The following is a 20,300-nucleotide window of genomic DNA, read 5'->3' as shown; positions in this document are numbered from 1 at the left end:
ATTTACTCTTTCTGAAAAATGAATAATATTAACCATACCATTCACGAATAGAGAAGATTATGGATCTGACGCAGCTGGAAATGTTCAATGCCGTCGCGGAGACTGGCAGTATTACGCAGGCCGCCGCGAAGGTGCATCGCGTGCCATCCAATCTCACCACCCGTATACGTCAGCTTGAAGCCGACCTGGGCGTTGATCTGTTTATTCGTGAAAACCAGCGCCTGCGGCTTTCCCCATCCGGGCACAACTTTTTGCGCTACAGCCAGCGGATCCTGGCACTGGTTGAGGAAGCCAGGATGGTCGTCGCCGGGGATGAGCCACAAGGACTCTTCTCTCTCGGCTCGCTTGAAAGTACAGCAGCAGTTCGCATCCCCGCTACGCTGGCTGAATATAATCAGCGTTACCCCAAAATTCAGTTCGCGCTGGCGACAGGTCCTTCAGGCACAATGCTGGACGGCGTACTCGACGGAACATTGAACGCGGCCTTTGTCGATGGCCCAATTACCCATCCGGGACTTGAAGGAATGCCGGTCTACCGTGAAGAGATGATGATCGTGACGCCGCACGGCCATCCCCCCATTCAGCGGGCCAGCGACGTCAACGGTTGCAGTATTTACGCCTTTCGCGCCAACTGTTCCTATCGCCGCCATTTTGAAAGCTGGTTTCATGCCGATCGCGCCATGCCCGGCACCATTCATGAAATGGAGTCATATCACGGCATGCTGGCCTGCGTCATTGCCGGTGCGGGTATCGCACTGATCCCGCGATCGATGCTGGAGAGCATGCCAGGGCATCATCAGGTCAACGCCTGGCCGCTAAGCGAGAACTGGCGCTGGCTGAATACATGGCTGGTCTGGCGCAGAGGTGCAATGACACGTCAACTGGAAGCGTTTATTGAGGTGTTGAACCCTCAGTTATCACACGACCCGGAGTAACTGGCGATCCTCAAAAAACATGAATACCTGTAAATCCGGGTGAAGTCATACGCCCGGAATTTCATTATTATTGAAATACTTAAAAATACGAGGAATATTCGGCAGCAAATTGTAGCGCCCTACCAATGAAATGAGATCCATATCACAAAATGATTGTATTTTCGCCAGCAAACGTTTTAAGATCGTGGCCTTACCTTTTCGCAGCTAATCCTCTTATTTGATATGACAACAGACACTGTTTCCCGCAAGGTCGCGTGGCTACGGGTAGTTACGCTTGCCATTGCCGGTTTTATTTTCAATACCACCGAGTTTGTCCCTGTCGGCTTGCTGTCCGACATCGCACAAAGCTTCAATATGCAGACCGCTCAGGTCGGGATCATGCTGACGATCTACGCCTGGGTTGTCGCCCTGATGTCGCTCCCTTTTATGTTACTTACCAGTCAGGTGGAGCGCCGAAAACTGCTGATCTGTCTGTTTGTTGTGTTTATCGCCAGCCATGTGCTCTCTTTCCTGGCATGGAATTTTACCGTGCTGGTAATTAGCCGTATTGGTATTGCTTTTGCGCACGCTATTTTCTGGTCGATTACCGCATCGCTGGCGATCCGCCTGGCCCCTGCCGGTAAACGTGCACAGGCTCTCAGCCTGATTGCCACCGGCACCGCGCTGGCGATGGTGCTTGGCCTGCCAATCGGACGTATCGTCGGTCAGTATTTTGGCTGGCGCACGACCTTCTTCGCCATCGGTATGGGGGCGTTAGTTACCCTGCTTTGCCTGATTAAGCTCCTGCCCAAACTACCCAGTGAGCACTCCGGCTCTTTAAAAAGCCTGCCGGTGTTATTTCATCGTCCGGCATTGATGAGTCTGTATCTACTGACGGTGATTGTGGTCACCGCACATTACACGGCCTACAGCTATATCGAGCCGTTTGTACAGACCGTCGCGGGTCTGAGCGCAAACTTTGCTACCGTGCTGTTGCTGGTTCTGGGTGGCGCGGGAATTGTCGGTAGCGTCATTTTCGGTAAGCTGGGGAATCTGCATGCATCCGTGCTGATTAGCAGTGCCATTGCCCTGTTGACAGTATGCCTGGTGCTGTTACTTCCGGCTGCTGACAGCGAAATGCACCTTGCTGTCCTGAGTATTTTCTGGGGCGTCGCCATCATGCTGATAGGTCTGGGTATGCAGGTGAAAGTGCTGGCGCTTGCTCCGGATGCCACTGACGTCGCAATGGCGCTGTTCTCAGGTATCTTTAATATCGGTATTGGCGCTGGTGCGCTGGTAGGCAATCAGGTGAGTTTGCACTGGTCGATGTCTACGATTGGTTACGTCGGCGCAGTGCCTGCCGTGGTGGCGTTGATATGGTCGGTGATTATCTTTCGTAAATGGCCGGTATCGCTGGAAGAACAACCTCAGCATTCATAAAAAAATATGCCCGGTAGATATTACCGGGCACAGTGTTTTAAGCGTAGGTTTTGATAATTTCCAGCACGCCGTTAATAATAAACTGCACGCCCATACACACCAGCAAGAAGCCCATCAAACGAGAAATCGCTTCGATACCACCTTTGCCGACCAGGCGCATGATCCCCCCGGAACTGCGCAAACAGCCCCACAGGATAATCCCAACAACCGCAAAAATAATCGGCGGTGCGACCATGATCACCCAGTCCGGAAATTCGGAACCATGACGCACGGTTGACGCGGAACTGATGATCATCGCAATCGTCCCCGGACCGGCAGTGCTTGGCATAGCCAGCGGTACAAAGGCGATATTGGCAGTCGGCTCGTCTTCCAGCTCTTCTGACTTGCTTCTTGCTTCCGGAGAATCATGCGCCTTCTGCTGCGGAAACAGCATCCGGAAGCCGATAAACGCAACGATTAACCCACCCGCAATACGTAGTCCGGGAATCGAAATCCCGAAGGTATTCATCACCAGTTGCCCGGCATAGTACGCCACCATCATGATGGCAAACACGTAAACGGACGCCATGAGTGACTGACGGTTACGCTCTGCGCTGTTCATATTGCCTGCAAGGCCAAGGAACAACGCTACGGTGGTTAACGGGTTTGCCAACGGTAACAGGACTACCAGCCCCAGTCCTATTGCTTTAAACAAGTCCATCATAATGTCATCTTTCCTGTGCGTTAATCGTCAACGGCAAGTATACGGTGAAATCCGCGAGATAAGCCATTTTCGCGATGTAAGGATTCATTTTTCATCCACGCGTATAAACCATAATTATCAGATCGTTAAAATTTCACTCATCGGATGTTGAGTCTGATGATTTAGCAAAACGTGGCATTTGCCGATCCATTCGTTTGACTTATATTTGCCTAAGCAATAATATCAGCCGTGACTAACTACTTGCCAGGGCAACCATTGTGAAAAACACCAGTGATCTGTTTAACGAAATCATCCCACTGGGTCGTTTGATCTATATGGTTAATCAGAAAAAAGATCGTTTGTTAAACGACTATCTGTCACCGCTGGATATCACGGCATCGCAGTTCAAGGTGCTCTGCTCCATCCGTTGCGCGGTGTGCATCACCCCTGTCGAATTGAAAAAAGTGCTGTCTGTCGACCTTGGCGCCCTGACGCGGATGCTGGACAGACTGGCCTGTAAAGGCTGGATCGAAAGGCTTCCGAATCCACATGACAAGCGTGGCGTGCTGGTGAAACTCACTGAGCATGGCGCAGCAATTTGCGAGCAGTGTCATCAATTAGTAGGGCAAGACCTGCACCAGGAACTAACAAAAAACTTAACGGCGGATGAAGTAGCCACACTTGAGCACTTGCTTAAGAGAATCCTGCCGTAAACAGAAAGAGGTATGACGATGTCCAGACGCAATACTGACACAATCACTATTCATAGCATTTTGGACTGGATCGAAAATAACCTTGAATCGCCGCTCTCGCTGGAAAAAGTGTCTGAGCGTTCAGGTTACTCCAAATGGCACCTGCAACGGATGTTTAAAAAAGAAACCGGTCATTCACTGGGTCAATACATTCGCAGCCGTAAAATGACTGAAATAGCGCAAAAATTAAAAGAGAGTAACGAGCCCATTCTTTATCTGGCAGAGCGTTACGGTTTTGAGTCTCAGCAGACGCTGACCCGGACATTCAAAAACTATTTTGATGTTCCGCCGCATAAGTACCGTATGACGAATATGCACGGCGAATCACGCTATTTGCTTCCACTCAATCAATGCAATTGCTAATCGCCAGTTAACGACGTAACCGAGGAAATCATGAAACTTCTGTCTTATGCAATGCTGGCCCTGATGTTTGTTGTTTCGGGCCAGAGCATGGCGGAACAGACCGCGCAACCTGCCACCCAGAACAGTCGCGACGCGATGATTATGCCCCCTGCGCACGATCAGTCCCCGTTCGATTTTAATCATATGGGTGCAGGCAGCGACAAGTCCGACGAATTAGGTGTGCCTTATTACAATATGCGCAACCTGTAATTATATAGCCCCGCCACTGCGGGGCTTTTTTTAGCCCCTCACCGACGCAACCTTACGCAACCGAAAGCCAAACACATTGATATACAACCCTGCCATGATCAGTAGCGCACCGAGCAGTTGCAATCCGGTCAGCGTTTCATCCAGCAGCACGGCGGCGCTTGCCAGTCCAACGACCGGCACCAACAGCGACAACGGCGCGACACGCCAGGTTTCATAGCGTCCGAGTAACGAACCCCAGATACCGTAACCCACAATGGTCGCCACAAACGCCAGATAAACCAGTGAAAGAATGGTGGTCATATCTATCTCCACCAGACTGTGGGTCATTTGCGTTGGACCATCCAGAAGCAATGATGCCAGGAAGAACGGAACAATGGGAATTAAGGCGCTCCATACCACCAACGACATAACGGCTGGGCGCGAGGTATGCTGCATGATTTTTTTGTTAAAGATATTACCGCAGGCCCAGCTTAGCGCCGCCGCCAGCGTCAGCATAAAACCGAGCATGCCAACATGCTGACCGTTCAGACTGGCCTCAATCAGTACCAGCACGCCAAATACCGCCAGCGCAATCCCTACCAATTGTTTACCCTGCAGGCGCTCACCGAAAGCAAATGCGCCCAGAACAATGGTAAAAAACGCCTGAGCCTGCAATACCAGAGAAGCTAACCCTGCAGGCATACCGAATTTGATAGCGCTAAAGAGAAATGCGAACTGCCCAAAACTGATGGTCAGGCCATAGCCGAGCAACAGCGAAAGTGGGATTTTCGGCCTGGCAACAAAGAGTATTGCCGGAAACGCAACCAGTAAAAAACGTAATCCCGCCAACATTAGCGGTGGCATATTGTGCAGACCCACTTTAATAACGACAAAGTTCAGTCCCCAAACCACGACAACCAGTAACGCTAACAACCCGTCTTTACGCGACATACCACCGCCCCTGCAAATATTAAATTTTTGTAAACAAGTTAAAGTAACGGAAATCGTTGTGCCGTAACAGATCATTATTTCAGGTAGGCCACGCAAGGCATTTTCGGACAACTTATTGAGTGTACATCACAGTTTTGACATGCTATTTGTTTCTTATATCTAAAAAAAACATAACAACATGCATTGTCGGGCAGGCAAATGAATATCTCCTTGAGAAGGTCCACTCTCGCGTTACTCGCGTCATCTTTGTTATTAACAATTGGCCGTGGCGCCACTCTGCCATTTATGACGATTTACCTCAGTCGGCAGTATCATCTGAGCGTTGACCTGATCGGCTATGCGATGACGGTCGCGCTGACCATTGGCGTGGTGTTCAGCCTTGGCTTTGGTATTCTGGCCGACAAGTTCGATAAAAAACGCTATATGCTGCTGGCAATTTGTGGCTTTGCTTCCGGCTTTATTGCAATCCCACTGGTGCATAACGTGGTGGTAGTGGTTTTGCTTTTTGCCCTGATCAACTGTGCCTACTCCGTCTTCGCCACGGTGCTGAAGGCCTGGTTTGCCGATAATCTGTCTGCCACCAACAAGACTAAAATTTTCTCGCTCAACTATACCGTGCTGAATATTGGCTGGACCGTTGGCCCACCGCTGGGCACGCTGCTGGTGATGCAAAGCATTAACCTGCCTTTCTGGCTGGCTGCCGCCTGTTCAGCATTGCCACTGGTGTTTATCCAGACCTGGGTAAAACGTTCGACTGCACCATCAGAAGGTTTAAACGCCGCGGTGTGGTCCCCTTCGGTACTCCTGCGCGACCGGGCATTATTTTGGTTTACGTTATCGGCCTTTCTGGCATCGTTTGTTGGCGGTGCTTTTGCGTCCTGTATTTCGCAGTACGTTATGGTGGTCGCCGATGGCGATTTTGCCGAGAAAGTGGTAGCAGTCGTCCTGCCCGTTAACGCCGCCATCGTAGTATCACTGCAATACGCACTTGGCCGCAGGCTCACCGCCACGAATATCCGCCCGCTGATGACAGTGGGTACAGTCTTCTTTGTCGTTGGCCTGGTCGGTTTCGCTTTCTCCGGCAACAGCCTGTTGTTATGGGGAATTTCTGCTGCCTTTTTCACTATCGGCGAAGTCATTTACGCGCCGGGTGAATACATGCTTATCGACAACATCGCGCCAGCAGGCATGAAAGCCAGCTATTTTTCCGCCCAGTCGTTGGGCTGGCTTGGCGCAGCGGTTAACCCATTAGTCAGCGGCGTCATTTTAACCACATTGCCGCCATGGTCGCTGTTTGTCGCGCTGATAGTGGCGATCGTTCTTGCCTGGGCGCTCATGATAAAAGGCATGCGCGCAAGGCCCTGGGGGCAGACGGTGGTCTGCTGATGAGTATAGCGACAGAGCCGAAGCCGCTCTGTCGCATACCTCAGATTGCAACCAGTCCCCGAACGCCCTCGGCCTCCATATTTTTACCATCGCCGCTTTGAATAATGCTGCCCCGCGACATGAGCAGGTATTTGTCGGCCAGCTGCTGCGCAAAATCGTAGAACTGCTCCACCAGCAAAATAGCCATATCCCCCCGGTGCGCCAGTTGAGAAATCACCTGACCAATCTCTTTAATCACCGACGGCTGGATCCCTTCCGTTGGCTCATCAAGAATCAACAACTGTGGGCGACTTGCCAGCGCTCGTCCAATGGCCAGTTGCTGCTGTTGCCCGCCGGACAAATCTCCGCCACGCCGATGCTTCATCTCCTGTAAAACCGGAAAGAGCGCGTAAATATCATCCGGCACTTGTCGGGCCTCCGGTGCTGAAAAACGGGAAAGACCGAGCAGCAGATTCTCTTCGACCGTCAAACGCGGAAAAATATCACGTCCCTGTGGGACATACGCCACACCGGCCCTGACCCGCTGATGCGGTTTCCAGTGAGTGACATTTTTATCCTGCCAGAGCACGCTTCCGCTACGGGCCGGAATAAGTCCCATCAGACACTTTAGTAGTGTTGTTTTCCCCACGCCGTTACGCCCCAGCAGGCATGTCACCTCACCGATACGCGCTTCAAAGCTCACCCCGCGCAGAATATGGCTGCCACCATAATATTGATTCAGTTCTTTCACCTGCAGCATATGAACTCCTTAACGCCCGAGATAGACTTCAATAACCTGCTCGTTGGCCTGCACATCGCGAAGACTCCCCTGAGCGAGGACACGTCCCTGATGTAATACTGTGACGCGATCGGCAATGGTTTCAACAAATCCCATATCGTGCTCAACAACCATCAGAGAGTGCTTTCCGGCAAGCTGGCGAAACAGCTCCGCCGTGTATTCCGTTTCCGCATCCGTCATCCCCGCCGCGGGCTCATCCAGTAGCAGTAAATGCGGCTCCTGCACCAGCAGCATGCCAATTTCGAGAAACTGTTTTTGCCCATGCGAAAGCAGACCGGCGCGGCGGGCCCGCTCATTACCCAGCCGCAACAGCGCCAGTACTTCATCAATACGATCCCGTTGTTCGCCTGAGAGTCGTGCCCGTAGAGCCCCCCAGACAGATTTATCATTTTTCAGCGCCAGCTCCAGGTTCTCTTCCACCGTTAATGCTTCAAATACCGTGGGCTTTTGAAATTTCCGTCCAATCCCCTGACGCGCGATGGCAATGGGATCCAGCGTTGTTAAATCGGTCGACTGATCGTATATCGCACGACCACTTTGCGGTCTGGTTTTACCAGTTATGACATCCATTAACGTCGTCTTCCCGGCACCGTTGGGGCCAATAATACAGCGCAGCTCCCCGACGCCAATATTGAGCGAGAGATCCGTTAACGCCTGGAATCCGTCGAAATTAACGTTAATTTTTTCCAGTTGGAGTACCGGGTCCGTTTGTTCGCGAAACCGATCGCCCGGCATCTGGCGAGTAAAAAGTCCTTCATCCGGCTGCATTATTTGTCTCCTTTGCGAAACAGGCCAATCACACCACGAGGTAAAAAAAGCGTAACGCCAATAAAGATCAGGCCAAGAAACAGCTGCCAGTATTCCGGCATAATGACGGTAAACAGGCTTTTAGCACCGTTCACCAGTACAGCGCCAAATACCGGGCCGATCAGGGTTCCACGTCCGCCGAGAGCAACCCAAATCGCCGCTTCAATCGAGTTGGTCGGCGACATTTCGCTGGGGTTGATAATCCCTACCTGCGGGACATAAAGCGCCCCGGCCAGGCCGCACAGTACAGCGGAAAGCGTCCACACCAGTAACTTGAAACCTTTCGGATCGTAACCACAGAACATCAAACGGTTCTCGGCATCGCGCACGGCTGTCAGAATACGACCAAACTTACTGCGGCCCAGCGCAAGTCCCAGCCATATTGCCAGCACCAGCAGCATAACCGTCGCCAGAAACAGCGCGATCCTGGTGGACGTCGCGGTCACCGGAAACCCCAGAATGGTGGTAAAACCGGTAAAACCGTTATTTCCACCAAAGCCGGTTTCATTGCGGAAAAACAGCAGCATTCCGGCGAAAGTCAGGGCCTGGGTCATGATGGAGAAATAGACACCTTTGATTTTTGAACGGAAGGCAAACCAACCAAATACCAGCGCCAGCAAGCCCGGCACCAGAACAACCAGCAGCATCGCCCAGAGAAAATGTTGCGTCCCCCACCAAAACCAGGGCAGCTCGCTCCACGACAGGAACGACATAAAGGCCGGTAATCCTTCGCCGGAAGCCTGGCGCATCAGGTACATTCCCATCGCATAGCCCCCCAGCGCGAAGAAAATACCGTGTCCCAGCGAGAGCATTCCGGCATAACCCCACACCAGATCCAGCGCAACGGCCACAATGGCATAGCAGAGAATTTTCCCGGCCAGCGTCAACGTCCACACCGATATGGCCAGCGGATGCTCCGCAGGTAACAGCGCAAGAAACGGCAGAATAATCAACGCCAGCAGTAAGCCCAGACCCAGCACGCGTGTTGTACGCGGCGCTTTACGCGCCAGCGTTATTGTCATTGGCATCGTCATCAGTCAATAACCCTCCCTTTCAGCGCGAACAGTCCCTGAGGTCGTTTCTGAATAAACAGAATGATCAACACCAGGATCATGATTTTGCCGAGAACCGCTCCCACCTGAGGCTCCAGAATTTTATTGAAGATCCCCAGCCCAAATGCCGCAGCCACGCTCCCGGCAAGCTGTCCAACGCCGCCCAGTACCACCACCAAAAACGAATCGATAATGTAGCTTTGCCCCAGCTCCGGCCCTACGTTACCTAGTTGCGAGAGCGCCACACCTCCCAGTCCGGCAATTCCTGAACCAAGGCCAAAGGCCAGCATATCGACTCGTCCGGTAGGTACGCCGCAGCAGGCCGCCATATTGCGATTTTGCGTCACGGCACGCACGCGCAGCCCGAGGCGCGTTTTATTCAACAGCAGCCAGGTGAAGAACAGCACCAGCATGGCAAAGCCAAGCACCACTACTCGGTTCCACGGCAATATCAGATTGGCATAAACCTGAATGCCGCCGGAAAGCCATGCCGGATTGGCGACTTCCAGGTTTTGCGCGCCAAAAGTCATACGCACCAACTGGATGAGCATCAGGCTGATACCCCAGGTCGCCAGTAGCGTTTCAAGCGGACGGCCATATAAATGGCGTATCACCCCACGCTCGAGCAGCATTCCTACTGCCGCAGTCAGCAAAAAGGCGACCGGAAGTGCAATAACCGGATACCAGGCTAACCCGTGCGGGAAAAACTGCCCCATCAGCTGTTGCACCATCCAGGTACAGTACGCCCCGAGCATTAACATCTCGCCATGCGCCATATTGATGACGCCGAGTAATCCATAAGTTATCGCCAGTCCCAATGCCGCAAGCAGCAAAATAGAACCCAGTGACAGTCCCATGAAAGCCTGCCCTAGAAGATCCCCAACCTTCATGCGATGCGAGATGGAATTCAGACTTTCGTCAGCGGCAGCACGCACTCGGGCATCGGGTTCATGTTCAGCCCGGGTGAATGGCTGCAGGCGCGCCTGAGTTTCAGGATCATTTGACGCCCCTAATAGTTCGATTGCCTGAAGCCTGACCTCCGGCGAGGTGCTGCTCAGTTGCAGATTTGCCAGTGCAATAGCGAGTGCGGATTTCACATCACCATCTGACTCCTGAGCCAGTCGTTGCTGTAAAAACGGCAGCATGCCCGGCTGCGCCTCACGCTGTAATGTACGAGCTGCCTTTAGCCTTACCGTGACACTGTCACTTAAAAGCTGATGGACAGCCAACGCTCCGGCTACCAGATTACGCAGGCGGTTAGTCAGGCGAATTTTTTTTAGCTCGCCGTTTGGGGCTGTCGCTGTTCCTAACGGCTGTACGTGCGAGCCGTTCATGATGAAGGCATTTTTCGTGTTATCGGTCAGCAGGTTCTCATCTCGTAGCGCACTGAGCAGCGGGATGCGCTGAACGTCGGGATTCACCACCCATTGTTCAAGCAAGGCGGCCTGCTGAGCACGGTTGGCGGCGGTAAAGGTATCAGCATCTGCGGCATGGGCTATCCACGGCAAAAACCACATCAGCAACAACACACCACGAATAAAGCGCATAGCTTTCATGAGCGTTCTCCAAAGCATTACCCTCCCGCAGGAGGGCGTTAGATCAGTTGCTGGCGGTTTTCACAGGCTGTTCAGATTTTTTATCATTACCAGCGATGTACGGACTCCACGGCTGGGCGCGGACTGGCTCGTCGGTTTGCCACACCACGTTAAACTGGCCGTTGCCTTCAATCTCGCCAATCATGACGGGTTTATGCAGGTGATGGTTGGTCGCATCCATGGTCAGGGTAAAACCTGATGGCGCAGCGAAGGATTGCCCGGCCATAGCAGCACGAACTTTATCCACATCGGTAGTTCCGGCTTTTTCTACCGCCTGCGCCCACATATGCAGGCCAACATATGTGGCTTCCATTGGGTCGTTCGTCACCACCGAATCAGCATTCGGTAATTTGTGCGCTTTGGCATACGCCCGGTAATCAGCGACAAACTTTTTGTTGGCCGCATTATCGACGGACTCAAAGTAGTTCCAGGCGGCAAGGTTGCCCACCAGCGGTTTGGTATCAATACCGCGTAGCTCCTCCTCACCCACGGAAAAAGCCACCACCGGTACATCGGTGGCTTTCAGCCCCTGATTCGCTAACTCTTTATAGAACGGTACGTTAGAATCCCCATTGATGGTTGATACCACCGCCGTTTTTCCCCCTGCGGCGAATTTTTTAATACTGGCGACAATGGTCTGGTAATCGCTGTGTCCGAATGGAGTGTACACCTCTTCGATGTCTTTATCGGCGACCCCTTTTGAGTGCAAAAAGGCGCGTAAAATTTTGTTGGTCGTGCGCGGATAAACATAATCCGTGCCCAGCAGGAAGAAGCGTTTCGCGCTACCGCCGTCCTCACTCATCAGATACTCAACCGCAGGGATCGCCTGCTGATTGGGAGCTGCGCCGGTATAGAAGACGTTAGGCGACATCTCCTCACCTTCATATTGCACCGGGTAAAACAGCAGACCGTTTAACTCTTCAAATACCGGTAGAACCGATTTACGCGACACCGATGTCCAGCAGCCGAAAACTGCCGCCACCTTGTCCTGACTCAGCAGTTGTCTTGCTTTTTCAGCAAATAACGGCCAGTTCGAGGCCGGGTCAACCACCACCGGTTCCAGCTTTTTACCCAACACACCGCCCTGAGCATTTATTTCATCGATGGTCATCAAGGCCACATCTTTTAGCGGCGTTTCGGATATGGCCATCGTGCCGGATAACGAATGCATGATGCCAACCTTAATGGTGTCGGCTGCCTGAACGCTAAAACTCACGCCCATTGCGACAACAGAGGCAGAAAGTGCAAAAGCTTTTAAAAATGTACGACGCTGCATAGTTTCACTCCTGAAATTAGACTTGCTGAAAGCTCCGGTGCAGCCGGGCAGACAAAACGGTGCAAATTAAGGGTGTTCAGAAGTGATAAGGCAAAAACGATGCCAGATATTAAAACCTCATATAAAATCAATAAATTAGCATCTGACGCACATAAATCAGTATTACATTTCCCCGCCCAAAGGATTAATCAAACGAAAAATTGAACCACCATGAGACAACTCTGCATTATAAACGTGCAACAATCTGTATCAGCAGCACACCGTCATAACAGCGTCTCAGGGTTTAAAAACAGGGTTGTTTGTGCGCAGATAAATGTGTCTCGTCACTATTATTTATTTTATTCGACGTGATCATGTCAAAAATTTACTTTTCAGTCGAAATAATCACACAGTTCAGCCTTTGTTTAAGATTGAATTGCTACTATAGTCATAAGCGAGGTGAACTTAAGGTAAGAGAGGAAACTCACAGATAAAGGAGCATTTACTATGCTGGGTAATATGAATATTTTTATGGCTGTTCTGGGAATTATTTTATTTTCCGGTTTCCTGGCCGCGTATTTTAGCCACAGATGGGATGATTGATGAACGGAGATAGTCCTGCACCGACCCGGCCCCTTGTTGCGTAGCTGCACAAGGGGCCATTTTTTTTACCTGAATCGCACTCGCTGTGCCTTTTTCCTGATTTACAGATAAAAAAAACCGCCGGATAAACCAGCGGTAAATGCTTGCATGGATAGATTTGTGTTTTGCTTTTATACGCTATCTGGCAATTCCCTGCGAAGATAACGGATAGTCAGCTAACCTATCATCGACAACCCCAATGAAAGTTAAACGAAACGCAACTACCTCAAAGCGTTTTTCGAAAACTCACGCACTGAGGGGATACGAGGTTCCGTCATTGGTGTCCACCAACGCAATTTGCTCATTTTCATCCATAAACATGCAGCGATTCCTGCCGGTCTGTTTCCCCTGATACATCGCCCTGTCGGCCCGACCAAGCACGGTATCCAGCGTTTCACCCTGTTGAACCCGGGTTATGCCTGCCGTCACCGTGATACCGATCTCTCCCTCAGCGTAGGGAATTTTTTTCTGACCAATCAGACGACAAAGTCGCAAACCCGCCTGGCATGCCTGCTCGTTCGTTTTTGTTCTGATGATGATAATGAACTCTTCTCCACCGTAACGGTACGCCGCCTCATCATATCGCGTCCATGACAATAAATTTGATGCCAGAGCCCGCAATACCACGTCACCCACCAAATGGCCGTAGGTATCGTTAACGTATTTAAAACGATCGATATCTAACAAAAATATATAAAGATTAAGCGGTTCGGCGTCGAGCAACTGCCGATCAAAAGACTCATCGAGCATTCTTCTGCCAGGTAAACCTGTTAATGCGTCGATATTACTGCGGATACTCAATAAATATATTTTGTAGTCCATTACAGATGAGGTAAATGCCAGCAGCGCATCCTGGAAGCTGTCGAAATGCCATGAATGGCTACGATTCTCCACGATAGCCATTAGCAATTTCTTGCCTGATAAATGCATCTTTTCGTGGGTGGCGATTATCTTGCTTACGTAACTACAATCATCCTCATTGTACCGTGATTGATTATTAAGCCACTGTCCAAATCGACAAACAAAATGCGAGTTTTCACCCATAATATCCGGCTGTGTAACATCTGAAGACACCACGCAGCGGAACATTGTCACTAACCATTTGTAGTGGGCATCAATGGACTTGTTCAACTCAATCAAAATTGCATCTATTTCCTTCGTATTTCTCATCATCACGTTCTCCCTCCCTGTTCGAGCGTTTCTGATGGAATTATCTTAACGATAAAAAAGAAAATTTATGTAAATTTTTTAATAGTAATTAATAAATCATAATTAACAGGATATTACGCTATACCATCTGTTGTGGCATAGCGTTGTCACTAAAGCGGTCAAACCAATAACGGTTCATTCAGCATTTCATTAAGCCCAATCACCTCTAATTGATCGGATGTGTAGGTTTTGTCGCCTCTGGCATATTGATACGCAGAACCATGGGAAAACCCGGATTCACGCGCTTCTTTATACCGTGCGATGATTTCAGCATTTGAGCGTGAAACATGTGGCGTAAACGGAGTGACACTGGATTGCACAATTGTACTATCTGCACATCCGGACATAACAAGCACAGCTATTAGAACCCCTATTTTCATTAACAATTACCTGAGAAACCTGCCCGTACATGAACGCTAATCTTATCAAACATTCAAAGGCATCATCATTATTAAACCAGCATTCCTGAATATATTTCATCATCATTTGTTGATAACTATTATTGTCAGCTTTCATATAAAACCATAAAAATTGCCATCTTTTAAAATAATAAAAAACCGGGCATCACGCCCGGCTCAATATTCTGGCTAATAATCTCTTAGACGCTCAAACCTCGATGCTCCAGCATCGGCTCCATTCGGGGATCGCGCCCACTCCACTGGCGGTAAAGTTCAGTTAAATCAGTACTGTTACCGCGGGACAAAATATCTTCACGGAACTTTTGCCCGTTTTCACGAGTTAATCCGCCCTGCTCTACAAACCACTGATAGCCGTCATCGGCCAGCATTTGCGTCCACAAATAGGCATAATACCCTGCGGCATAGCCGCCGCCGAAGATATGGGCAAAATAGCTGCTGCGATAACGAGGCGGCACGGCCTTGAGATCCAAACCTTCAGCCGCCAGCGCCTGCTGTTCAAATTGATCGACCGAAAGAGATAACGCGCTCTTTTCCAGACTGTGCCAACGCATATCCAGCAATGCGGCACTGAGCAGTTCGGTCATGTCGTAACCTTTGTTGAACAGGCTGGCCCGCTGCATCTTATCCCGCAACGCCTGCGGCATTTGCTCCCCGGTATCAACATGACGAGCAAAATGAGCAAAGACCTGCGGATGACTCGCCCAGTGTTCGTTGATCTGCGAAGGAAACTCAACAAAATCACGCGGAGTGTTGGTCCCTGAAAGCGTGGCATAACGCTGAGTGGCGAACAGGCCGTGCAACGTGTGCCCAAACTCATGAAATAACGTAATAACATCATCCCACAATAACAATGCAGGCTGACCCTTTGCCGGTTTTTGATAATTACACACGTTGTAAATAACCGGCCGGGTTTCATTGAGTTGCGATTGCTCAACAAAATTGCCCATCCAGGCACCACCGCTTTTCGATTCCCGGGCAAAGAAATCGCCGTAAAATAACGCCAGCCCTACGCCATCGTGATCGAATATTTCCCATACCCGAACATCCGGGTGATAAACAGGAATGTCGAACCGTTCTATAAATTTTATGCCAAAGAGTTGATTAGCTGTCCAGAAAACGCCCTCGTTCAGCACCGTATCAAGGGCAAAGTAAGGTTTGAGCTGCGCCTCATCAAGAGCATATTTCTCACGACGAACCTGCTCGGCATAAAATGCCCAGTCCCAGGCCTCGACGTTAAATTTCCCCTGTTCGTGATTGATAACATTCTGGATTTCGGCCTGTTCATCCAATGCCCTGGCTCGCGCAGCGGGAACAATAGCCCGCATGAAATTCAGTGCCACTTCTGGTGTTTTTGCCATCTGATCGGCAATTTTCCATGCAGCGTAATTGGCAAAACCGAGTAGTTTCGCCTGCTGCATCCGGATCTCGACCAGTCGCTGAATAATCGCCCGAGTATCGTTAGCGTCATTGTTTTCTGCTCTCGTCCATGCGCGGTTGAACAGATTCTCACGGGTCTGGCGATCGCGTAACGCCGCAAGCGCCGGTTGCTGAGTCGTGTTCAATAGCGGGATAACCCAACGCGCTGCAAGCCCTTTCTCCTTTGCAGCTTCGGCGGCAACAGCAATTTCCTCTGCGCTAAGTCCGTCCAGGTAACGTGCATCATCCACCACCAGAGCACCGGACTTGTTCGCCGCCAGCAGCCGTTGATTAAACTGGCTGGTCAACGTGGCGGACTCTGTATTGAGCGCTTTAAGGTTCGCTTTATCGACCTCATTCAGACGCGCGCCGGCTAATACAAAACGCTGGTGGATGACTTCCAGCAAGCGTAATGATTCGTTATCCAGCCCCAGCGAACCTCGCTGTTGCCAGACCGCTTCAACGCGCGAAAAAAGCGCGCCATTGAGATAAATATCATTGGCAAGGCTCGCCAGTTCTGCGGAAAACTCTTCGTCAAGGCGCTGTAGTTCATCGTTGGTGTGTGCCGCCGTCATCGCGAAGAAAATGCTGGTTACACGTGTGAGCAGCGTGCCGCTTTGTTCAAGCGCCAGCAACGTATTGGCAAAATCAGGGGCCTGCGGGTTTTGCACAATCGCCTCGATCTCTGCACGTTTTTGCCGCACGCCTTCATCGAACGCTGGGCGATAGTGCTGCACCTCTATCTGATCAAACTGCGGTGCCTGGTACGGCAACGTGCTGTGACGTAAAAAAGGATTCGTTAACGACATCTTTCACTCCTGAAAACGATTTGTTTACCAGAGTAGACTTCCCAGGAATCAACCGCAATCGCGTTACGCAGGAATAGCTCTGAACGGAAATGACGTGCTATGGTAGTACTACATAAAAAGCGTTGAGGAACAGTGAGATGATCGTTTTAGTAACCGGAGCAACCGCAGGTTTTGGTGAGTGTATTACGCGTCGTTTTATTGAGAATGGGCATAAAGTTATTGCCACCGGACGCCGCCAGGAGCGCCTGCAGGAACTGAAAGAGGAATTGGGTGACCGCCTCTATACCGCGCAGCTGGACGTACGTAATCGTGCATCGATTGAAGAGATGCTGGACGCCCTTCCTGCTGAATGGCGCAGTATTGATGTTCTGGTCAACAACGCGGGTCTGGCGCTGGGCCTTGAACCTGCTCACAAGGCCAGCATTGAAGACTGGGAGAATATGATCGACACCAACAACAAAGGGCTGGTTTATATGACCCGTGCCGTTCTGCCAGGCATGGTTGAACGCAACCGCGGTCATATTATCAATATCGGTTCTACCGCGGGCAGTTGGCCATACGCTGGCGGTAACGTCTACGGTGCGACCAAAGCGTTTGTTCGCCAGTTTAGCTTGAATTTACGTACTGATTTACACGGCACTGCAATTCGCGTTACCGACATCGAGCCGGGTCTGGTTGGCGGTACGGAGTTCTCAAATGTCCGTTTTAAAGGTGATGACGCCAAAGCTGAAAAAGCCTACGAAAATACCACGGCGCTGACTCCGCAAGATGTTACAGAAGCGGTATGGTGGGTGGCTTCTTTACCGGCTCATGTCAATATCAACACCCTTGAAATGATGCCTGTCACACAGTCTTTTGCCGGGCTGAGTATCCACCGGAGCTAATTTCTCTGCCCGGCCTTGCGCCGGGTATAGATAGCCTGAAAGAAGTGATAAAATATCCGGGTTAACTCTCTAAAAAGTAAGAATGAATGACCGTAGAAACGCAGCTCAACCCTACACAGCCAGTAAATCAACAGATTTACCGTATTCTTCGCCGTGATATCGTGCATTGTCTGATTGCACCCGGTACACCGCTGTCGGAGAAAGAGGTTTCCGTACGTTTTAATGTGTCACGCCAGCCGGTACGAGAAGCATTCATCAAACTGGCCGAGAACGGTCTGATTCAGATCCGCCCACAGCGTGGCAGCTACGTGAATAAAATTTCGCTGTCGCAGGTGCAAAACGGCTGTTTTGTTCGCCAGGCAATTGAATGTGCCGTGGTACGCCGTGCCGCATCGCTGATCAACGATCAACAGTGCTATCAGCTTGAACAGAATTTGCATCAGCAGCGCATCGCAATTGACCGAAAACAGATTAATGATTTCTTCCAGCTTGATGATGAGTTTCATCAGAAACTGGCTTTAATCGCCGAGTGCCAACTCGCCTGGGATACCGTTGAGAATATAAAGGCTACAATTGACCGCGTTCGTTATATGAGCCTGGATCATATTTCCCCTCCTGAAATGCTGCTACGCCAGCATCACGATATCTTTGCCGCCCTTGAGAAGCATGATGGCGATGCGGTCGAGCGCGCAATGATGCTCCATCTTCAGGAAATTGGTGAGTCCGTTCAGCTTATTCGTCAGGAAAATAGCGACTGGTTCAGCGAAGATTAATACTACGCTCACCTCACTCCGGGGTGAGTTTCTCCTGCGTTTTCCCCTCTCCTGCATAACTGCATAAAAAAAGCTGTGATTTTGATCGAAAACAAAAAAAATCATTAACGAGAAGCGTATTTATATTGCGCCCGTTACGTGGGACTAAAAGCCCACGGGCTTTGACGGTAAGTTGGAGAGGAGAAAACACCATGAAAACATACGATCGTAACCGTAACGCAATCACCACTGGCAGCCGCGTCATGATCAGCGACACCGGACTCACAGGCCGCATTACAGCGATAGATACCGATGGCCTGACCGCTGAGCAGATTCGCCGCGGGAAAACAGTGGAAATCGAAGGATGTGAAGGCAAATACGCCCCCCTCGAGCTGATTCGTTTAGGCATGAACTAATTGGTGTGAATGCCAGAAAACACAGCGCCATCTGGCCGTTGCAAGCCAGATGGCGACATAGAGCATAATCTTCGTTATTTCAGTTTTGCTGCATACTTCGCAACCGTCGCCTTCGCCCCTTCAGCCAGTAAAGTAAGATACGCTTGTGTGACCTGACGGTTGAACAGTTCAACCTGTGGCAGTTCGTGACCAAAAATAGCATCGATTGCCAGCAGCGCCTGAACGCGCTCTTCGCCCTCGTTACTGCTACGCACTGCATTCTGGATCACCGGCAACAGTGGATCGCTAATTTCAATCGCCTGGCCCTGTTCATCCACACCACCGACGTAACGCATCCAACCAGCGACACCCAGTGCCAGCAGCGCAAAGTCACTACCGTGCACAATGTGCCAACGAATGGAATCAAGCATACGCTGCGGCAGTTTTTGGCTACCGTCCATGGCGATCTGCCAGGTACGATGACGCAGCGCCGGATTGCTGTAGCGTTCAATTAACAGATCGGCGTAACGCTGTAGGTCAACACCTTTTACTTTCAGCGTAGGTGCTTGTTCCTGCAACATCAGCGCACGTGCAGCAAGACGATAGTTTTCATCGCCCATGCAATCGTTAATGTGTTGATATCCCGCCAGATACCCAAGATACGCAAGGAAAGAGTGGCTGCCGTTGAGCATACGCAGTTTCATCTCTTCAAACGGAATGACATCAGCCACCAGTTCCGCCCCGGCCTTTTCCCATTCAGGACGGCCGGCAACAAAGTTATCTTCAATTACCCACTGGCGGAACGGTTCGCATGCCACGCCTGCCGGGTCGCGTACACCGGTGATATGTTCAATTTTGTCTAGTGTCTCCTGCGTAACCGCTGGGACAATGCGGTCAACCATTGTTGATGGGAAGGTCACATGTTGTTCGATCCACGCGGCCAGTTCCATATCCACCGCTCGGGCATATGCAGTGACAACATTGCGCATCACATGACCGTTTTCTGGCATGTTATCGCAGGACATCACGGTAAAGGCGGCTAAACCCGCAGCTTTGCGACGCGCCAGAGCTTCAACCACCACGCCCGGCGCAGTTTTAGGCTGTTTGGGGTTTTGCAGATCGGCTGCAATCATTGGGTTGTCTAACATCAGTTGGCCGGTCGCCGGAGAATGGCAGTATCCTTTCTCGGTGATGGTCAGGGAAACGATCGCGACCTGCGGTTCACACATCGCTGCCAGTACGCTTTCCAGACCATCAACCTGCGCATGCAATGCATTTTTCACCACGCCCACGACTCTCGCAGTCCAGGCATCAGCAGACATCTCTGCAACGGTATACAGATTATCTTGCTGTTTCAGATCGAAAATCTGCTGCTCGCCGCCAATCAGGTTCACTTCGCAGTAGCCCCAGTCACTGCCGTGATCGGCGGCCAGAATGTCAGCGTAAACACCCTGATGTGCGCGGTGAAACGCGCCAAACCCCAGATGAACAATACGCGGAACCAGTTTTGTACGATCGTAGTCAGGAAGTGCAGCCTTTGCCGCTAAAAGCTTGTTTTGCATGGTATGGCC

At 50.8% G+C, this 20,300-nt stretch carries 21 protein-coding genes; 10 read left to right on the top strand and 11 right to left on the bottom strand.

Annotated elements, in window-relative coordinates; translation table 11 throughout:
* Positions 1-59: 59 nt before the first annotated feature.
* Complete coding sequence (gene ptrR / locus OGX86_RS07340; RefSeq protein ID WP_008784750.1) at positions 60-935, top strand: putrescine utilization regulator PtrR; 876 nt, start codon at positions 60-62, stop codon at positions 933-935.
* A 222-nt stretch (positions 936-1,157) separates the two neighbouring features.
* Positions 1,158-2,354, top strand: coding sequence for a sugar transporter (locus OGX86_RS07335; protein ID WP_008784749.1), 1,197 nt, complete (start codon positions 1,158-1,160; stop codon positions 2,352-2,354).
* Positions 2,355-2,391: 37 nt separating this feature from the next.
* Here OGX86_RS07335 and OGX86_RS07330 read toward each other — a convergent pair whose 3' ends face one another.
* A complete protein-coding gene (locus OGX86_RS07330; RefSeq protein ID WP_003832936.1) occupies positions 2,392-3,057 on the bottom strand; it encodes a MarC family NAAT transporter in 666 nt (221 codons plus the stop codon).
* A gap of 257 nt (positions 3,058-3,314) precedes the next feature.
* Between OGX86_RS07330 and marR the strand changes: the two genes are divergently transcribed.
* From marR to marB, 3 genes are read left to right on the top strand one after another with little or no spacing between them, the layout of a single operon-like run.
* On the top strand, positions 3,315-3,749 hold the full coding sequence (gene marR / locus OGX86_RS07325; RefSeq protein WP_003832935.1) for a multiple antibiotic resistance transcriptional regulator MarR: 435 nt from the start codon (positions 3,315-3,317) through the stop codon (positions 3,747-3,749).
* An 18-nt stretch (positions 3,750-3,767) separates the two neighbouring features.
* Positions 3,768-4,151 carry an MDR efflux pump AcrAB transcriptional activator MarA gene (marA, locus tag OGX86_RS07320; RefSeq protein ID WP_003032424.1) on the top strand — a complete coding sequence of 128 codons (384 nt, stop codon included), beginning with the start codon at positions 3,768-3,770 and terminating at the stop codon, positions 4,149-4,151.
* Between the two features lie 30 nt (positions 4,152-4,181).
* Positions 4,182-4,400: a multiple antibiotic resistance protein MarB gene (gene marB / locus OGX86_RS07315; protein WP_048226519.1), complete on the top strand. Its 219-nt coding sequence runs from the start codon at positions 4,182-4,184 to the stop codon at positions 4,398-4,400.
* Positions 4,401-4,430: 30 nt separating this feature from the next.
* Here the strand turns inward: marB and eamA are convergent, their stop codons facing one another.
* Positions 4,431-5,330 (bottom strand): O-acetylserine/cysteine exporter, encoded by a 900-nt coding sequence (eamA, locus tag OGX86_RS07310; RefSeq protein ID WP_008784746.1) that lies wholly within the window; start codon positions 5,328-5,330, stop codon positions 4,431-4,433.
* 198 nt (positions 5,331-5,528) lie between these two features.
* Here eamA and ydeE point away from each other — a divergent pair, with 198 nt between their 5' ends.
* Complete coding sequence (gene ydeE, locus OGX86_RS07305) at positions 5,529-6,716, top strand: efflux MFS transporter YdeE (RefSeq protein ID WP_008784745.1); 1,188 nt, start codon at positions 5,529-5,531, stop codon at positions 6,714-6,716.
* A gap of 40 nt (positions 6,717-6,756) precedes the next feature.
* Here ydeE and urtE read toward each other — a convergent pair whose 3' ends face one another.
* The 5 genes from urtE to urtA are packed head-to-tail and all read right to left on the bottom strand — an operon-like array spanning position 6,757 to position 12,224.
* Positions 6,757-7,455: an urea ABC transporter ATP-binding subunit UrtE gene (urtE, locus tag OGX86_RS07300; protein WP_048226522.1), complete on the bottom strand. Its 699-nt coding sequence runs from the start codon at positions 7,453-7,455 to the stop codon at positions 6,757-6,759.
* A 9-nt stretch (positions 7,456-7,464) separates the two neighbouring features.
* Positions 7,465-8,262, bottom strand: a complete 798-nt coding sequence (urtD, locus tag OGX86_RS07295; protein WP_008784743.1) for an urea ABC transporter ATP-binding protein UrtD — start codon at positions 8,260-8,262, stop codon at positions 7,465-7,467.
* Positions 8,262-9,335, bottom strand: a complete 1,074-nt coding sequence (gene urtC, locus OGX86_RS07290; protein WP_048214208.1) for an urea ABC transporter permease subunit UrtC — start codon at positions 9,333-9,335, stop codon at positions 8,262-8,264. The genes urtD and urtC overlap by 1 nt, the downstream gene beginning before the upstream one ends.
* Positions 9,335-10,909 carry an urea ABC transporter permease subunit UrtB gene (urtB, locus tag OGX86_RS07285; protein WP_286639686.1) on the bottom strand — a complete coding sequence of 525 codons (1,575 nt, stop codon included), beginning with the start codon at positions 10,907-10,909 and terminating at the stop codon, positions 9,335-9,337. Before urtB ends, urtC begins: the two co-directional genes overlap by 1 nt.
* Before the next feature lie 43 nt (positions 10,910-10,952).
* Complete coding sequence (urtA, locus tag OGX86_RS07280; RefSeq protein WP_003832925.1) at positions 10,953-12,224, bottom strand: urea ABC transporter substrate-binding protein; 1,272 nt, start codon at positions 12,222-12,224, stop codon at positions 10,953-10,955.
* Between the two features lie 486 nt (positions 12,225-12,710).
* Between urtA and mgtS the strand changes: the two genes are divergently transcribed.
* The gene (gene mgtS, locus OGX86_RS07275) at positions 12,711-12,806 is read left to right on the top strand and encodes a protein MgtS (protein ID WP_003032406.1); all 96 of its coding nucleotides are present in this window, start codon (positions 12,711-12,713) and stop codon (positions 12,804-12,806) included.
* A 285-nt stretch (positions 12,807-13,091) separates the two neighbouring features.
* Here the strand turns inward: mgtS and OGX86_RS07270 are convergent, their stop codons facing one another.
* The 3 genes from OGX86_RS07270 to dcp form a co-directional block, all read right to left on the bottom strand.
* Entirely contained in the window at positions 13,092-14,018 is a 927-nt protein-coding gene (locus tag OGX86_RS07270; RefSeq protein ID WP_286639684.1) for a diguanylate cyclase, read from the bottom strand.
* Positions 14,019-14,173: 155 nt separating this feature from the next.
* Positions 14,174-14,434 (bottom strand): hypothetical protein, encoded by a 261-nt coding sequence (locus OGX86_RS07265; RefSeq protein ID WP_020996405.1) that lies wholly within the window; start codon positions 14,432-14,434, stop codon positions 14,174-14,176.
* A gap of 218 nt (positions 14,435-14,652) precedes the next feature.
* Positions 14,653-16,698, bottom strand: coding sequence for a peptidyl-dipeptidase Dcp (dcp, locus tag OGX86_RS07260; protein WP_048226530.1), 2,046 nt, complete (start codon positions 16,696-16,698; stop codon positions 14,653-14,655).
* Positions 16,699-16,835: 137 nt separating this feature from the next.
* On the opposite strand from dcp, the gene ydfG reads away from it, so the two are divergent.
* The 3 genes from ydfG (at position 16,836) to ydfZ (ending at position 18,750) form a co-directional block, all read left to right on the top strand.
* Complete coding sequence (ydfG, locus tag OGX86_RS07255) at positions 16,836-17,582, top strand: bifunctional NADP-dependent 3-hydroxy acid dehydrogenase/3-hydroxypropionate dehydrogenase YdfG (RefSeq protein WP_048214214.1); 747 nt, start codon at positions 16,836-16,838, stop codon at positions 17,580-17,582.
* A gap of 86 nt (positions 17,583-17,668) precedes the next feature.
* Positions 17,669-18,355, top strand: coding sequence for a GntR family transcriptional regulator (locus OGX86_RS07250; RefSeq protein WP_003032396.1), 687 nt, complete (start codon positions 17,669-17,671; stop codon positions 18,353-18,355).
* A gap of 191 nt (positions 18,356-18,546) precedes the next feature.
* The gene (gene ydfZ, locus OGX86_RS07245; protein ID WP_003032393.1) at positions 18,547-18,750 is read left to right on the top strand and encodes a putative selenium delivery protein YdfZ; all 204 of its coding nucleotides are present in this window, start codon (positions 18,547-18,549) and stop codon (positions 18,748-18,750) included.
* A gap of 74 nt (positions 18,751-18,824) precedes the next feature.
* Here ydfZ and OGX86_RS07240 read toward each other — a convergent pair whose 3' ends face one another.
* Complete coding sequence (locus OGX86_RS07240; RefSeq protein ID WP_111465660.1) at positions 18,825-20,291, bottom strand: mannitol dehydrogenase family protein; 1,467 nt, start codon at positions 20,289-20,291, stop codon at positions 18,825-18,827.
* Positions 20,292-20,300 lie beyond the last annotated feature (9 nt).

The organism is Citrobacter sp. Cpo040 (genome assembly GCF_030332915.1).
Taxonomy (GTDB): Bacteria; Pseudomonadota; Gammaproteobacteria; order Enterobacterales; family Enterobacteriaceae; genus Citrobacter; species Citrobacter portucalensis.
This window is presented reverse-complemented; position numbering and strand designations above follow the sequence as displayed.

Coding starts and splice junctions, on each gene's coding strand:
- ptrR (WP_008784750.1), top strand. CDS start 60: ATGGATCTGACGCAGCTGGAAATGTTCAATGCCGTCGCGGAGACTGGC.
- OGX86_RS07335 (WP_008784749.1), top strand. CDS start 1,158: ATGACAACAGACACTGTTTCCCGCAAGGTCGCGTGGCTACGGGTAGTT.
- OGX86_RS07330 (WP_003832936.1), bottom strand. CDS start 3,057: ATGATGGACTTGTTTAAAGCAATAGGACTGGGGCTGGTAGTCCTGTTA.
- marA (WP_003032424.1), top strand. CDS start 3,768: ATGTCCAGACGCAATACTGACACAATCACTATTCATAGCATTTTGGAC.
- marB (WP_048226519.1), top strand. CDS start 4,182: ATGAAACTTCTGTCTTATGCAATGCTGGCCCTGATGTTTGTTGTTTCG.
- eamA (WP_008784746.1), bottom strand. CDS start 5,330: ATGTCGCGTAAAGACGGGTTGTTAGCGTTACTGGTTGTCGTGGTTTGG.
- ydeE (WP_008784745.1), top strand. CDS start 5,529: ATGAATATCTCCTTGAGAAGGTCCACTCTCGCGTTACTCGCGTCATCT.
- urtE (WP_048226522.1), bottom strand. CDS start 7,455: ATGCTGCAGGTGAAAGAACTGAATCAATATTATGGTGGCAGCCATATT.
- urtD (WP_008784743.1), bottom strand. CDS start 8,262: ATGCAGCCGGATGAAGGACTTTTTACTCGCCAGATGCCGGGCGATCGG.
- urtC (WP_048214208.1), bottom strand. CDS start 9,335: ATGACGATGCCAATGACAATAACGCTGGCGCGTAAAGCGCCGCGTACA.
- urtB (WP_286639686.1), bottom strand. CDS start 10,909: ATGAAAGCTATGCGCTTTATTCGTGGTGTGTTGTTGCTGATGTGGTTT.
- urtA (WP_003832925.1), bottom strand. CDS start 12,224: ATGCAGCGTCGTACATTTTTAAAAGCTTTTGCACTTTCTGCCTCTGTT.
- mgtS (WP_003032406.1), top strand. CDS start 12,711: ATGCTGGGTAATATGAATATTTTTATGGCTGTTCTGGGAATTATTTTA.
- OGX86_RS07270 (WP_286639684.1), bottom strand. CDS start 14,018: ATGATGAGAAATACGAAGGAAATAGATGCAATTTTGATTGAGTTGAAC.
- OGX86_RS07265 (WP_020996405.1), bottom strand. CDS start 14,434: ATGAAAATAGGGGTTCTAATAGCTGTGCTTGTTATGTCCGGATGTGCA.
- dcp (WP_048226530.1), bottom strand. CDS start 16,698: ATGTCGTTAACGAATCCTTTTTTACGTCACAGCACGTTGCCGTACCAG.
- ydfG (WP_048214214.1), top strand. CDS start 16,836: ATGATCGTTTTAGTAACCGGAGCAACCGCAGGTTTTGGTGAGTGTATT.
- OGX86_RS07250 (WP_003032396.1), top strand. CDS start 17,669: ATGACCGTAGAAACGCAGCTCAACCCTACACAGCCAGTAAATCAACAG.
- ydfZ (WP_003032393.1), top strand. CDS start 18,547: ATGAAAACATACGATCGTAACCGTAACGCAATCACCACTGGCAGCCGC.
- OGX86_RS07240 (WP_111465660.1), bottom strand. CDS start 20,291: ATGCAAAACAAGCTTTTAGCGGCAAAGGCTGCACTTCCTGACTACGAT.